The 13,337-nt window shown below is 57.2% G+C and carries 9 protein-coding genes, 1 tRNA gene and 1 pseudogene; 4 read left to right on the forward strand and 7 right to left on the reverse strand.

Annotated elements, in window-relative coordinates; all coding sequences use genetic code 11:
* Window positions 1–4: 4 nt before the first annotated feature.
* Entirely contained in the window at window positions 5–1,918 is a 1,914-nt protein-coding gene (locus QEN43_RS08390; RefSeq protein ID WP_235726700.1) for a hypothetical protein, read from the reverse strand.
* A gap of 222 nt (window positions 1,919–2,140) precedes the next feature.
* On the opposite strand from QEN43_RS08390, the gene QEN43_RS08395 reads away from it, so the two are divergent.
* Window positions 2,141–2,872 (forward strand): class I SAM-dependent methyltransferase, encoded by a 732-nt coding sequence (locus QEN43_RS08395; RefSeq protein WP_051332025.1) that lies wholly within the window; start codon window positions 2,141–2,143, stop codon window positions 2,870–2,872.
* A 732-nt stretch (window positions 2,873–3,604) separates the two neighbouring features.
* On the opposite strand, the pseudogene QEN43_RS08400 reads toward QEN43_RS08395, so the two are convergent.
* The 4 genes and pseudogenes from QEN43_RS08400 to QEN43_RS08415 all read right to left on the reverse strand — a co-directional run bounded on the left by QEN43_RS08400 (window position 3,605) and on the right by QEN43_RS08415 (window position 7,069).
* Window positions 3,605–5,152 (reverse strand): annotated as a pseudogene (locus tag QEN43_RS08400) (DUF4276 family protein).
* Between the two features lie 19 nt (window positions 5,153–5,171).
* Complete coding sequence (locus QEN43_RS08405; RefSeq protein WP_051332022.1) at window positions 5,172–5,390, reverse strand: AAA family ATPase; 219 nt, start codon at window positions 5,388–5,390, stop codon at window positions 5,172–5,174.
* 510 nt (window positions 5,391–5,900) lie between these two features.
* Window positions 5,901–5,977 (reverse strand) — tRNA-Pro (locus tag QEN43_RS08410).
* Window positions 5,978–6,103: 126 nt separating this feature from the next.
* Window positions 6,104–7,069, reverse strand: coding sequence for an IS481 family transposase (locus QEN43_RS08415; RefSeq protein WP_317963947.1), 966 nt, complete (start codon window positions 7,067–7,069; stop codon window positions 6,104–6,106).
* A 197-nt stretch (window positions 7,070–7,266) separates the two neighbouring features.
* On the opposite strand from QEN43_RS08415, the gene QEN43_RS08420 reads away from it, so the two are divergent.
* Entirely contained in the window at window positions 7,267–7,509 is a 243-nt protein-coding gene (locus QEN43_RS08420) for a hypothetical protein (protein WP_317963948.1), read from the forward strand.
* 318 nt (window positions 7,510–7,827) lie between these two features.
* Here the strand turns inward: QEN43_RS08420 and QEN43_RS08425 are convergent, their stop codons facing one another.
* Entirely contained in the window at window positions 7,828–9,558 is a 1,731-nt protein-coding gene (locus QEN43_RS08425) for a multicopper oxidase family protein (protein WP_317963949.1), read from the reverse strand.
* A 304-nt stretch (window positions 9,559–9,862) separates the two neighbouring features.
* Between QEN43_RS08425 and QEN43_RS08430 the strand changes: the two genes are divergently transcribed.
* Together QEN43_RS08430 and QEN43_RS08435 are read left to right on the forward strand one after the other, a co-directional pair.
* Window positions 9,863–10,588 carry a DUF502 domain-containing protein gene (locus tag QEN43_RS08430; protein WP_051332021.1) on the forward strand — a complete coding sequence of 242 codons (726 nt, stop codon included), beginning with the start codon at window positions 9,863–9,865 and terminating at the stop codon, window positions 10,586–10,588.
* 262 nt (window positions 10,589–10,850) lie between these two features.
* The gene (locus QEN43_RS08435) at window positions 10,851–12,074 is read left to right on the forward strand and encodes a site-2 protease family protein (protein WP_317963950.1); all 1,224 of its coding nucleotides are present in this window, start codon (window positions 10,851–10,853) and stop codon (window positions 12,072–12,074) included.
* A 15-nt stretch (window positions 12,075–12,089) separates the two neighbouring features.
* Here QEN43_RS08435 and QEN43_RS08440 read toward each other — a convergent pair whose 3' ends face one another.
* Complete coding sequence (locus tag QEN43_RS08440; RefSeq protein ID WP_036269268.1) at window positions 12,090–13,322, reverse strand: cation:proton antiporter; 1,233 nt, start codon at window positions 13,320–13,322, stop codon at window positions 12,090–12,092.
* Window positions 13,323–13,337 lie beyond the last annotated feature (15 nt).

Raw genomic sequence — 13,337 nt, forward strand, 5'->3', positions numbered from 1 at the left:
GACCTTAACGTGGAGGTCTGCGGGTCTCACGGAACCAATGACGGTACTGTTCCATGCGATTGCGCTGACCAGCCGGCGCGCGCCGCTTACAAGTCGCGTATTCGTCCATTCCCGGCGACGCGCCCCAACGGAATTCAGGACAATCGTTCGGATTGTAAGCCACTTCAAATGCCGACCGCCGCGCGAGAATATCGGCGACCGGCAATCTCCAGGTCGAACCGTCGCTCCGGATATAGGCGATCTGCCGCTCTTGAGTCCGCGCCAGGTGCCGCCGCTCGATCTCTTCCCTGACGGTCTCCGGGGAGCGTTCGGCTAGCGCGAACAGCTCGGGATGGCGCACGATGCGTTCCGGGAAGCGTGTCAGAACCTCCATGGCGATCAGTAAGCGCATGTCGCGGGAAGGCGTCGCATAGTCCTCCCAGGGTCCGACGGTCTCGAAAATTGAATATCCTTTCGGCATCTGGATGACGGTCCTTGGATGTTGTCTCATGAATTTCTCGCCGTTTTCAACGGCATGGACTCGCGTCTCCAATTGCTCAACCAAGGCGTCGAGTACAGCATCGTAGGCTTTTTCAGCGTCCAGTCCCAGAGGATTGATGAGCCGTGTCATGCGAGCATAAAAATCCTCCGCGGAAAGATCGGCCTGTTCTACCGAATACGGCGCGACCACGGGTTGTTTCGTCAACTCCAAGTTGTTCAAAAGGCGCGGCGCGTTCCGCCCGTCTCTCGCCAGCGGCCGAAATGCCTTGAAGCCTTGGCCCGCGTTCTTCACGCCATCGGCGAAGAGGAACGTGCCTTCCCAGAAGCGTTTGCGACCGACCGAATTGTCCGGCTGCGCATCGACGGCGAGTAGAAGTCCGCCACGATCCTCGGTTTGCGGTACCCATTTGGCGACAACCAGGACATGTCCGTAAGGATCGGCGTAGATCGTGCCGGGCCACAGGTTTTCGCGCTCGAGCGCAACCGGGTAGAAATCGGTATTGTCGTCTTCGAGCGACGTTCGCATATTTCCCGAATGAACCGTATTGATCAACCGCCGGGACAGCTCGGTAAAAGCAGAAACCGGTGCCGGTTTTGCCGAAAAGCGCTGGTCGACGATAACCGCCCCGCAGCGCGGCGGCCTGTTCGACGTCCCTCGATCGCAGGCGCGAAACGCCACCGGAAGTCCGAGCTTCCAGGCGAAGTAGGCGCGCAGGAGATACGGAAGGTCCGCACAGTCAGGCGTGGCGGGAAGCTTCTCGTCCTCGCCCAGACCAAGGTAGCCGTGCAGGAAATTCCGCTCCGGGTCCCTGAGGATCGGTTCGAGAGACGGGTATGTGGGGTATTCGTCGACCGGCGCATCGAAAAGGCGTTCGATCCAGGCGGCGTACAGCGCCTCGTGTCGCAGGTCCCATTCAACCTCGGGCCGCGCCGATCCGGCCTTGGCATTCTCGCCGACGGTCACACGGCGACATACGATCGCCTCGCCCGGCCTCCGCGCCTCGATGCGATAGACGCCCGGAACGAGGCGATCGATCGAGAACGCCGCGCTCCACGGTGGACCACCCCATCGATCGACGGACAAGGACAGCTCCTCGCCGCCCGGCGCGATCGCCTTCAATTCGTTCACCGGCCCGTCCACCGAAACCACCATGAGCTTGAGCCGCTCACCGATCACCGGCGTTTTCGGTGATATCCAAACCGACGCGGTCCCGCCTTCCGGGCACGGCTCCGCATCCGCCTCACCGAGCGCTAGGCCAGGGACCAGCAACACCAGCATCACGACAATAGCGATAGACCAGATCAGCCTTGGACGATTGCCGGGAAACAACGTTCCCAGACGCGCTTCGGCCGACAGAGGCAAAGCGTATCTCGCCCTGACGCTATAGCTAGCGGCTGCTTCTTCAATTGGCTCTGTTTTTGCTTCAGAAATGAGCATCGCGGACTCGGTTGGCAATAGCGGGGACCTAAGCGGGAAGGATGCAATTTCTGCTCACAACGGGCGATTCCATAGCCGCCAGCCCGAGAAAAACGGATATCCCAAACATCCGCGCTTTCGACCAAACGCTAAATTTGGACCTCAGATATCGCCCAGTTTTGGGATCGGTGCCGACTTTTGGGGCGATTTTACATCGGGTAACGACATCAGGGGGGTGACAATATGGACCTTATAGAGAGTCGAGAAAAAGAGCGCGAAATAATCGAGGACCACATCAAATCACAGTCAACTAAAGGGAAGCCGCTGCAGATACTTGAAGCGGGTTGTGGACGGCGTTGGCAATTGAGGCTCGACGGCATCGACTATGTGTTAACCGGCGTTGACCTCGACGCGACCGCACTCAAGATGAGAAAGGACGATATCGGCGATCTCCATGAAGCGGTCGAAGGAGACTTGCGTTCAGTACAACTTCCCGAGCATCAATACGATGTCATCTACAGCTCGTATGTCCTCGAACACATTAAAGGTGCAGAGCAGGTACTGAACAACTTCAACCGCTGGGTCAAGCCGGGCGGACTCGTCATTATTCGCATACCAGATCCCCACTCCGTCCATGGGTTTATAACCCGCATGACGCCGCATTGGTTTCATGTACTTTACTACCGCATTTTTCTGGGTTTCCCAAACGCCGGCAAACCGGGCTATGAGCCTTATCCGGTGTACTACGATCCGGTGGTTTCACGGCGTGGCATAAAGGACTTTTGCAAAAAGCATGGCTTTACCGTTATGGCGGAATACGGCGACGGCTACATGAGACCCGGCAAAGGTATCGCCCGGCTGCTGATACATTCCGTGAAAGTGGTCGGCAGCATTTTGTCCCTCGGCGCCCTCAGCTGGAGGCACAGCAATCTTCTGTACATCCTGCGGAAGCAGAGTGCGGCGCAGCCGGCCTGACTACGCCGGGCTTTCGTCAGCGGCCATGGATTCGCGGATGTTTGCGAGACTGTCGAATCCTGAGTTCGGATCAAGACTGGATATACGGCGTACCTTGGTTCGAAGAGATCTTCACGGTCGCTGACTCACGAAAAACGTGTTTGTCTTTACGTGGATGGTACAAGTTAAAGGACAGGGTTAAGGATGTGACCTACGTCACATGTCGCGCCCTGGCGAAAATGGGCAGCTATTCAGCTTCGGCCACAACCCGCGACATCGTGAAGAACGACCTGACGCAACGCGTCAAGTAAGGAGGACATCGGCAGGAAAGAAACCGGGCGCGAACGGGTTTTAAGTGAAGATGAGTAGTACGTGAGTTTGAAGTGGCTCTCACGCTGCTGGCGACTGCCTTTTGCAATGTCCATCCCAGGCTTTTGTTGCCCTTCAGGCGAACGTCGTTCGTTTCGTTCCGCGCCTGGTGGAATGGTCGCTCCTGGCGAGTCTGTCTTTGCTTGCCCAAAGAATGTGTCCGGAATCAGCAAGCATCTGGATGGCGTGCCGATACCGTGCACCAGCCGGGACGATTCAGCAACGCCGTACACGCTATTCGATAATGCTTTAGTGCAGGCATCAGTCCTCGATTGCTGAGTCCAAGGAATGGCGGTCCGGATCCTTGGGTCAGGCCATTCACCACCGCCGACCCGCGGATCAAGCTCCGTCAGCTTTATCCCACCAGCGGATGGTAACAGAGCACTAGCCGACCAATGGCTCACCCAGTCCTTCCAGCTTGCAAACCCACTCGTCGAAATGCAGACACAGCTTCCGCAATGTTGGCAGTCCGATCGCAGCAGCGGCAGGAGCGCCGATCCGTACTTTCGTTTTCTCGTAGATGGGAAGATAGCGGATGATTCGTTTGCTCGCGGCCGTGTCGGCACCTTCGTTGATGTCTTCCGGCGCCAAACCTGCCACCTCTTGCGCCAGAGCCGTAATTGCGCTCTCGGATCCGGGAATCCGCCGTTGCAATTGCCCCAGATCGCAGTAAAGCAACGCCTCGAACTCATGCAACTGGATGTAGGGATGAAACCGATCATCCCCCATCTCCGCCCGAAATGCCGCCTCGAGAACCGAAACGCGCTCGCGCGGAGTCGTCTTCTTGCGCGCTTCGTCCCATCAGGGAAAGTCGGCCGGCAGCGCGTAAAGGTCTACCATGGTCGTAAACAGGGCATCATGGTTGCCGTCCTGGCGCATCATTCGGCGAAGATCATCGCGGATTGTTGCGAAGTCCAAAACACCACCTCGCGTGCCCAACTTGCGGTTGGTTATCACAACGAGAGGGCGCACATCGAGCGAGTATTGCGTCAGATGAGGCCGTAGCACCGCCTCTGCAAACGTCCGCTCTGTCTCGCCCTCGACGGTGATATAGAGACGCCGCCACGTCATCAGGGCAGCCCCCCCTAAGTTGTTCTTTTCCCACAACTGGTCGAGCGTGTATTCCTGCAGCCATTCTCCAAGGCTTTCGGAATCCAGCCGGTCCAGTACCGTTTCTCCGTCCCGCTGATTCGCAACGATGACATCCTCTGGGCTCATCTCATCAATGAGTAGCGACGACTGCGTGGAAACAATGAGCTGGGTATGCTGCGCCGCTTCATGCATCATGCTGGCCAGTAGCTTGATAGCGTAAGGATGGAGACCGAGTTCGGGCTCGTCCACGATGACCGTCGCCGGCAACTCCGGCTGCAACAGAAGCGTTGCAAGGCAGATGTAACGAATCGTGCCATCCGAAAGCTGATACGGGTAATAGATCAGGTCGGAGTAGCGATCCTTCCACAGAAGCTGGGTCTGGCCTGGTGAAATCTCCCTGAGCACAAACGCCCCGAAAAACGGCGCAACCTGGCGAACGGTCTCCTCGATCCTGGCATAGTGGTCAGGATGGGGTCTCGCCATGTGCATGAGGAATGCCGCGATGTTCGACGCATCGCTGTGCAGCACGTCGGAATCCACCACGTTACAAACCCCCATTACTGGCGAGGAAGGCGAAGTATCGTGGAAGTGATATACCCGCCACCCCTGAATGGTATCCACCACCCATTGCTCGCTTGCGCTGCGCACCGGCTTCCGCATCAGTGCGCTTTCGACATGCCCGCTCCCCTGGTCGTTGACGGTGTATCCATATAAAGGACCATGGAATGGTGCTGATTCATGCGAAAAGAACAGGGACCGATCAGCCGCCGCGCGAAGACTGAAACGGTATTCATTCAGCCCAAACTTGAGATGGGCGCTAAATTCCGGCGTTACCTTCATGCCACGGAAAAGAAAGGCGTCAGCACGCCCACGCGACGCCACATAATTCTGCAGCCCTTTGCTTGGGGTCCATCATGTGGCCGAGAAGCTCGAAAAAACGGATAAAATTCGTCTTGCCCGATCCATTGGCACCGATGAGCACATTGAGGCCGCTAGCGAGCCGAAACTCCTTCAGCTCGCGAATGGACTTGTAGCCCGAGAGCGTAATCGTTCCCAAAGGTCGTTTCTCTTTCGCCATGGCACCTACTCCAAAGGGTCTAGTCGGTTCACGCGGAAGACGGCGAGTCGTGGATGATTCAGCACCTTTCTTTCCGTGGCGGCCCCGAAATTGATCGAATATCTACCGACAACATTATGAATCGCTAGTAAGTGAATACTCGTTTCGAGTGTACGAGAGCCGTTTTTCCACGGCTTTCAGCTCCACAACCACCATATCTTCGACCGGAAGATCGACGCATAAACCTTCCTTGGACTGCACCCCGCCAAATTCATTGGCGTTCGTGGGAACCTCCGTCCCGTATCCTGAAAAAAACCCCTTCGTCTAATACCCGCTTCGCTGCAGACTCGCAGAGTTCTTGGGCATAGCTTTCTTTCGGCATTTTTCAATTCGACACCTCTATCTCATATCGCGAAGCTTCGATGTCCACCTTTTTCAGCTTGCGCCGCCGGTCGACTGCAATAGGCTTCCTTAAGAATTGCCTGAAATAAAAAAGGCTTACCGATCTACTCGATAAGCCTTTGTTTTGATTGGTCGGGGCGAGAGGATTTGAACCTCCGACCACCTGCACCCCATACAGGTGCGCTACCAGACTGCGCTACGCCCCGTGAGATACGCAATGATACCTTGTTTACGCGCTCTAAGCAAAATCGCGCTCGGCCGGGCGTACGGGTATAAACAAACCCCATGGGCACGACGCCGGACAGACCATTCGATAGGCCAGGGTGAACGACCTATCTGTCAAGTCCCGCAAGATCGTAAACCTTCTTTCGAAAAAGATGAGGATGGGACAGTTGCCAGTTTTTGAGAGCCTGGATCGGGGTGAGATGGCCTAAGGCCTTTTGGGGAATGTGATGATTGTACAGCTCGACATAGCGGTGCAGGGTGGTGTCCAGATCGGCGGTTGAATCGAAGTGATGGGTTTGCAACACCTCCTCGATGCGGCCATTGAAGCGTTCCACCAGGCCATTCGTTTGGGGCCGGCCCGGCGGAATCAGGCGATGTTCGATGCCTTGTTCAGTACAGAGGCGGTCAAACTCATGCGTCCCCGAGGGCTGCCGAGTTCGGGTCAGGAAACGGTCGGTAAACTCCGAGCCGTTGTCGGTCAGGCATTTCTGGATGCGGAAAGGCGCGGCCTGAATCACCGCTTTGAGGAAGTCCTTTGCGCTTAAGGCGGTGCGGTTGGGCTTGAGGGCGACATAGACCCAGCGGGTGGCGCGGTCGATGGCGACGAACAGGTATCGGCGGGGTTCGCCGTCGATGGCGGGCAAGTACTTAACATCCAGGTGAAGGAAGCCGGGCTCATAGGCCTTGAAGGGTTTGACCTTCGCCTTCTCTGTAGGCGGAAGCAGGGTCTTGAGGGACGCCACCCCGTGGCGGCGCAGGCAGCGGTCTAGCCCGGAACGGGACACGGCGGGATTGAGAAATTCCCGGGTCACGGCCAGGAGATCATCCAAGGGGAGGAGCAGAGCTTGGCGGAGGTAGACCACGATGGCTTCCTGGGCGGGCGTGAGCGTGGTTCTGAGGGTGTGGGGCCGGTGTGAGGCATCTTCGACCGAGGAGCGGTGTTTCCACTTGCGGACGGTCGTTCGGCTAATGCCATGCTTTTGGGCCAAGGCGCGCTCGCTCAACGTGGACGCTTGAATGGCCTGCCGAACGGCCGGGGTGGTACGGGCGTTCTTATGAAGACGAATCGGCATGGAGAGAAACCTCACTTGGACGAACCGAATATCTCCTGGAGAAGGCTCCGGGCTTCGAACCAAGCATAACTCCTTCTCGGTAAATAATCACACGAGACGCGACACCTATCGAACTAGGCATTCAGAGATTGAGCTACTTTGATAGAAAATCATTCCTCGGTTGTAACCCGTTCGACATTCGAGAGAGGTCTTTACTGATGACGGAACCGTATCAGCCTATCAACTGCGAGTTCCACGATGAACTGGAAGCGCTCGCGGTCATGCGCCGGCAATGTACGATTACCTACCAGGACGATTCCGGCGAACCCGTCACCGTCGAGGATTGCATCGAGGATGTTTACGCCAGGAACAAGGAAGAGTTCCTTAAGCTGAAAAGCGGGTCGGTCATCCGTTTAGACCGATTGATCGAAGTGGACGGAAAGCGGCCGAAGGATTACTAGGACCAAAGTGCGAGCGGGCGATGCCGCCTGCGACCGGCCTAATTCCATTTGGCATTCGAGTGAACATTAATCAATCGTAGGATGGGTAGAGCGGAGCGAAACCCATCAATGGTGGGTTAGCCCTTCGACAGACCTGTCCTGAGCTCAGTCGAAGGGCCTGTCCTGAGCATTGTCGAAGGGCTCAGGACAGATCCGCGGTCGTGCGGTGGGTTACGGCCTCGCGGCCTAACCTACCCTACAAAAATTAATGCCTTATTGAAAGCGATTTGATAAAACACCGTTGCTTTCTGGAGTGGCTGCGATTGTCGATCCTGATGCCTACTCGACCAGGAAGTCCCGCATCATGCCCATGTCCTCGTGCTCGAGGTTATGGCAGTGGTACATGAACAAGCCCTTGAAGTGGTAGAAGGGCTTGATGAGACGCACGGTTTCGCCCGGCATAACCAGGACGGTGTCTTTCAAGCCGCTGCTGATTAAACCGTCTTTCACTGTTGCATAGGCGTCCGCGCGCGCGGCGCTTACGCTGCGGCTGATGACTTGGAACGGCTCGCCGTGCAGGTGGATCGGATGCGCCATGGAAAACATCATCCCCATACCACCGCCCATGCCCTGCCCTTCCTGCCGAGGCCCACCGCCCATCATGCCCATCATGCGGCCTCTCATGCCGTGGCCTATACCTCCCATCCCATGTCCCATACCATGACCGCCGGTATGAAAAATCTCCAGGAGCTGTACGGTGTCGATCGGAATGCGCTCGAACGGTTGAATATCGTTAAAGGCATAGGGCCGGCCGTTGAGCAGCATCGCCATCGGCGACTCGGAAATCTCGATCGGCACCGGCTTGTCTGGGTTGGCAACGTCGCTCAAGGTATAGTGATCGATCTTCGAAAGCCGGCTCGGCAGCATCGGGCTTTCGCTCGTCTCGCGGGTGACGCGAATCTTGAAGAGGGGATAATCGCTGCCGACAGGCAAATCCATGGCGCCCATCATGCCCATTCCCCCCATCCTGCCGCCCATGCCTCCTCGTCTGCCGCGTCCCATCCTGTGTTCGGTCATCATCGGCACTACGCCGGAAAAAGGCAGGCTGCGCATCGTCAATTCGGAGCCTTTGGGCCGCCCGCTAAAATCGGCCCAAACATCGAGGCGCTCCCCGGGCGCCAGCATGACGTAAGGGAAAGTCTCAGGCGACTCCAAGAGACCGCCGTCGACTCCGATCACGGTCAGAGGCGTTCCATCGCTCCAGCCCAGTTTGTAAATGCGAGCGTTAGAGCCATTGAGGAAACGCAGGCGGTAGGCACGGCTCGCTACGTCGAACTCGGCATTCGGACGGCCGTTGACCAGGACGCGGTCGCCGTAGAATCCCATCATGCGATCGTGCATATGCGCGCCGTAAATCAACTGGTTCTGCGCGTTGAACCGGCGGTCCTGGAGCACGATCGGAATCTCGTACTCGCCGGAAGGCAGTTCGAGTTTCGCTTCTTCCTCGTCGTTTACAATCAAACCGCCAACAAGACCGTAATACACCTGTCTCGCGGTCATTTCGTGCGGATGCGGATGATAGATATTGAGACTCGACCGGTTGATCACTTCGAATTCATAAACGAAGGTCTCGCCGGGGTCGATGATGTACATTGGATGACCGTCCATCAGCGCCGGAACGTGCAGCCCGTGCCAATGGGTAATGGTCGGTTCCATCAGTTCGTTGCGGAAATGAATGCGGACCTTCTGGCCTTTCTGCAGGCGGATGATCGGCCCGAGATAGCAATTCGGCATCTCGGTCAGCGTGCCCTTCGGACCGCTGATCAACTTGGCCGTGTAGCGCTGCACCCGTGTGAGCGGACCTGGCAGAATGGGTACGGAGTCTAAGCCGGCGACCAATTCGAACTCGACATCCGGTTTGAAGGTGGGTGACGCTCGGTTAGGGGTCAGTTTAGGTATGCCGGGCATCTCCATCGCACGAAGCCACGCCGGCATACTCGCCATAGCCAAAAGACCGATGCCAGTTTGGACCATGAAATGGCGGCGCGAACGGTCGACTGGACCTTGCATAACCTCTCCTCGAATCTGTCGTTATCGTTGCAGACACTTCGGCCGCGTCTCTTGGGGATGCTCCCATCGACCGGCGAGCGCCTATAAATGGACCGCATCTTCCTGGAAACCCGATGATCGCGCAGCCCTGCCGACCGGTACTATGATACGCCTTCGATCGGAGCAATTAGATCATTATTCGATGATTTTCTAATGGACAGATTGTCGCAGGACTTTTTCACCCGCCCGCTTTCGCCGTGAATCCGCGAAATCTCATCGGCTGTGAATCACGCAACGAGTTTTCAAAATCAGTGTCGGTAGTTTTATGGAACGCAAACGGCGAGGATCTTTCATCGATTACGTACAGAGAAACATTTTCGCGGGGCTCGTCGTCCTGACCCCGATTCTGCTCACCTGGCTGGTTTTCGACTTCATCCTTGCAAAGCTGATCGCCTTCGGCCGGCCCTGGATTCCAGCTTTATACAGAGCCATTTATGCGTTTTCCCCTAGGCTCGCGGACTGGATGATCAACGGCTGGATCGACTCTCTGCTTGCCTTGCTGATCACCTTGATCTTGCTCTTCCTACTGGGTTGGTTGACGAGTCGCTTCGTCGGCCGGCAAATCCTGATCGGATTCGAGCTACTATTGGAAAAGATTCCGGTACTCAAAGCCATCTATGGCTCCACCAAGCGACTGCTCTTGGCCTTTCAAGCGCAGCCGGAACAAATCCAACGGGTCGTGCTAATCAACTATCCTACCGAGAAAATGCGAGCGGTGGCCTTCGTGACCCGTATCGTCCGGGATACCGACACTGGCGAAGAACTGGCGGTCGTTTATATGCCCACGGCTCCGAATCCAACCTCCGGCTATATGGAAATCGTGCCGCTCTCACAAGTGACTCCCACCGACTGGACCGTGGAAGAAGGTATGCAGTTCGTCATCTCCTGCGGAACCAGCACCCGCGAACATGTCGATTTTTCGAAGGTCAGTAGAAGCGGACGGAGTTCCCACGAAATCCCGGTAAAGGAGCCGCCGAGTCAATCCGGATGAGCTTCGCGTTTTCCGATGCCTTCTTTCTCCCGATCTTGTCAAAGAATTGAAAGGCAGGCGCGGAATTGCAAAGCGGTGGTCATGATTACGCGGGTTCCCTCAACCCCTGGTCGAGAACAGAATCCCGCAGGCTTGGACTTCTTGCGATAGCCTTCCAGGGGAAAGCCACGAGAATCCGCGAGAGCGCCTCTGGATAAATCACGGTGCAAAAAGCTTGTCGCTTTATCGTCCGCCTGCCGGATATTCCGAACGGAGAAACGCCATGGGATCACGTACAGCTTTGCGCCTCGGGCGCGTTGCAGGCATCGAAATCTTAGTTGACTGGAGCCTGCTCATCATCTTCTCGCTGATTACCTTGAGTCTCGGAGCCGGCTTTTTCCCGGCCTCGCACCCCGACTGGGGACCACTGCTGCTCTGGGGCACCGCTCTTGCCGCAGCGCTACTGTTTTTTGTTTCGGTACTGCTGCACGAGCTTTCCCACGCCATCGTCGGCCGCGCTAACGGCATTCCGATCCCGCGCATCACCTTGTTCATGTTCGGCGGGATGGCGCACATGGAGAAAGAACCGCCGTCCTGGCGCGCCGAGCTCTATATGGCAGCGGTAGGACCGATTACCAGTCTCGCGCTGGGGTTCATCTTTCTGACACTCGCCAAGATCGTGATCGGGCCGCTCGAGATCGATCCGGATAACCCGCGGCAATCGTTCGCGCAATTGGGTCCCGCGGTCAGCCTGCTCATGTGGCTGGGTCCCGTCAACATCATCCTCGGCCTGTTCAATCTGGTTCCCGGTTTCCCGCTCGACGGCGGGCGGATCCTCCGCGCCGCGATGTGGGGCGCAACAGGCGATCTGGTCGCGGCGACGCGCCGTGCGTCGGCGGTCGGGCAGGGATTTGCCTGGGTGCTGATGGGGTCGGGGTTTCTCATGATGCTGGGATTACGCGTACCGATATTCGGCGGCGGTTTCGCGAACGGGCTGTGGCTGGCGTTGATCGGCTGGTTCCTCAACAATGCGGCCGTCATGAGCTACCGCCAGTTACTCGTTCACCAATCGCTCGAAGACGTGCCCGTCCTGCGCCTCATGCACACCCGATTCGAGCGGGTGACGCCGCAATTATCCATTCAGGAACTGGTGGACGAATATGTGATGCCGAGCGGACAACGCGCCTTCCCGGTCGAGGAACGCGGCCGTTTCGTCGGACTGATCTGCCTTCGCGATCTGCCTAAGCGCCCGCGGCACGCATGGCGTACCACGACCGTCGCCGAGATCATGACGCCGGTCGAGAAACTGGTGACCCTCTCCCCCGAACAGGACGCGGCCGCCACACTGGACCTTTTCGGTAAACACGATGTCAATCAGCTGCCGGTAGTGCAAGACGGTCGAGTGCTCGGGCTGGTCCGACGCGAAGACGTTTTGAAATGGCTGTCGCTTCACACGGGACTATCCCTCGGCGGACGCGACCAGCCGGTTTCGAGGCCTCTGGGCTAACACGCTTGTCGGTATTCAACGCTTGCGGAGCGGTTTAGCGGCAAGGCGTGAACCGAACAACAGGTAATACCCTTTCAGCAACAGCGGTGAGAAGATGGTCGTAAAGGCTATGACGATAATTAAGGCGGCGTAGATTTCGTTGCTCAGGATATCCGAGGTCCGCCCTAGCTCAGCAAAGATCAGCCCTACCTCACCGCGTGGAATCATCGCAAGCCCCACGGCAAAACGCGTTACCCAGCGCTCGCGGATAAACAAGGCGCTGAACAGCTTGCCCGCCACGGCGACACCGATCACGGACAGAGAAAACACCCAAATGAACGGCGATGTCCAGTCGATGGTTCGGAGATTCAGCGACAGCCCGACCATCACGAAGAAAATCGGCACGAACAGATAGATGATGGGACGCATCTGGTTCTCGATGCGATCGGCAAACCCAGACTCGGCATGCACGGCCAGGCCGAAAGGGAGAAAAAAACGCCGCGACAAAGCGAGTCCGGCCGCGAATCCCCCGAGGAGCTCGGGTGCGCCGATTTCGTGGGACAACCAGGCGAAGAAAAGCACCAAGGACACCACGGTCGTCGGAATCAATCCCGGGGTTTGGCTGACTTCGTCGAAGCGCCGGATCACCAGCGAGATGAGCTTGGCGCAAATCGGAGCCAGCAGGAAGAATATGCTGATGAACAGCAATACCCGCCCGGCATTTGCATAACTGATGCCGCCGCCAATGGAAAACTCGTACAGTATCGCGAGCAGCACCACACCCAGGATGTCGTCGATCACCGCCGCGCCGAGCACCAGCTGCGCTTCATGGGACTGCCTCTGATGCAGGTCAGTCAACACCCGTATGGTGATGCCTATGCTGGTTGCGGTCAGCGTCCCGCCGATGAAAAACGATTCCAGCAACGGGCGTTCGAAGACGTTGTGACTCACGAGGAAACCGGATACGAACGGCAGGACGAACCCGGTGATCGCAACGATCGTGGATTTGAAGCCAGCACGGGCCAGTTGACGAACGTCGGTTTCGAGACCCGCTTCGAATAGCAACAGAATGATGCCGATTTCAGCCAGCAGGCGAATGGTTTGGCTTGGTTCAATCCAGCCCAGGACGGTCGGTCCCAGAATGACGCCGGCCAAAAGTTCTCCGACGACCGGAGGCACCCGTGCGAGCGCTGCCAGCTCGGCGAATATGCGCGCGCTGAGGAGCATGATGAGAAGATTGAGAAAGAATCCATGTACGGGATATTCCATGGGGTAAAGTCTCTC

This window comes from Methylocaldum szegediense (assembly GCF_949769195.1).
Lineage (GTDB): Bacteria > Pseudomonadota > Gammaproteobacteria > Methylococcales > Methylococcaceae > Methylocaldum > Methylocaldum szegediense.

Excerpts from the sequence above, each read along its gene's own strand:
- QEN43_RS08390 (WP_235726700.1), bottom strand. The coding sequence starts at position 1,918 with ATGCTCATTTCTGAAGCAAAAACAGAGCCAATTGAAGAAGCAGCCGCT.
- QEN43_RS08395 (WP_051332025.1), top strand. The coding sequence starts at position 2,141 with ATGGACCTTATAGAGAGTCGAGAAAAAGAGCGCGAAATAATCGAGGAC.
- QEN43_RS08405 (WP_051332022.1), bottom strand. The coding sequence starts at position 5,390 with ATGGCGAAAGAGAAACGACCTTTGGGAACGATTACGCTCTCGGGCTAC.
- QEN43_RS08415 (WP_317963947.1), bottom strand. The coding sequence starts at position 7,069 with ATGCCGATTCGTCTTCATAAGAACGCCCGTACCACCCCGGCCGTTCGG.
- QEN43_RS08420 (WP_317963948.1), top strand. The coding sequence starts at position 7,267 with ATGACGGAACCGTATCAGCCTATCAACTGCGAGTTCCACGATGAACTG.
- QEN43_RS08425 (WP_317963949.1), bottom strand. The coding sequence starts at position 9,558 with ATGCAAGGTCCAGTCGACCGTTCGCGCCGCCATTTCATGGTCCAAACT.
- QEN43_RS08430 (WP_051332021.1), top strand. The coding sequence starts at position 9,863 with ATGGAACGCAAACGGCGAGGATCTTTCATCGATTACGTACAGAGAAAC.
- QEN43_RS08435 (WP_317963950.1), top strand. The coding sequence starts at position 10,851 with ATGGGATCACGTACAGCTTTGCGCCTCGGGCGCGTTGCAGGCATCGAA.
- QEN43_RS08440 (WP_036269268.1), bottom strand. The coding sequence starts at position 13,322 with ATGGAATATCCCGTACATGGATTCTTTCTCAATCTTCTCATCATGCTC.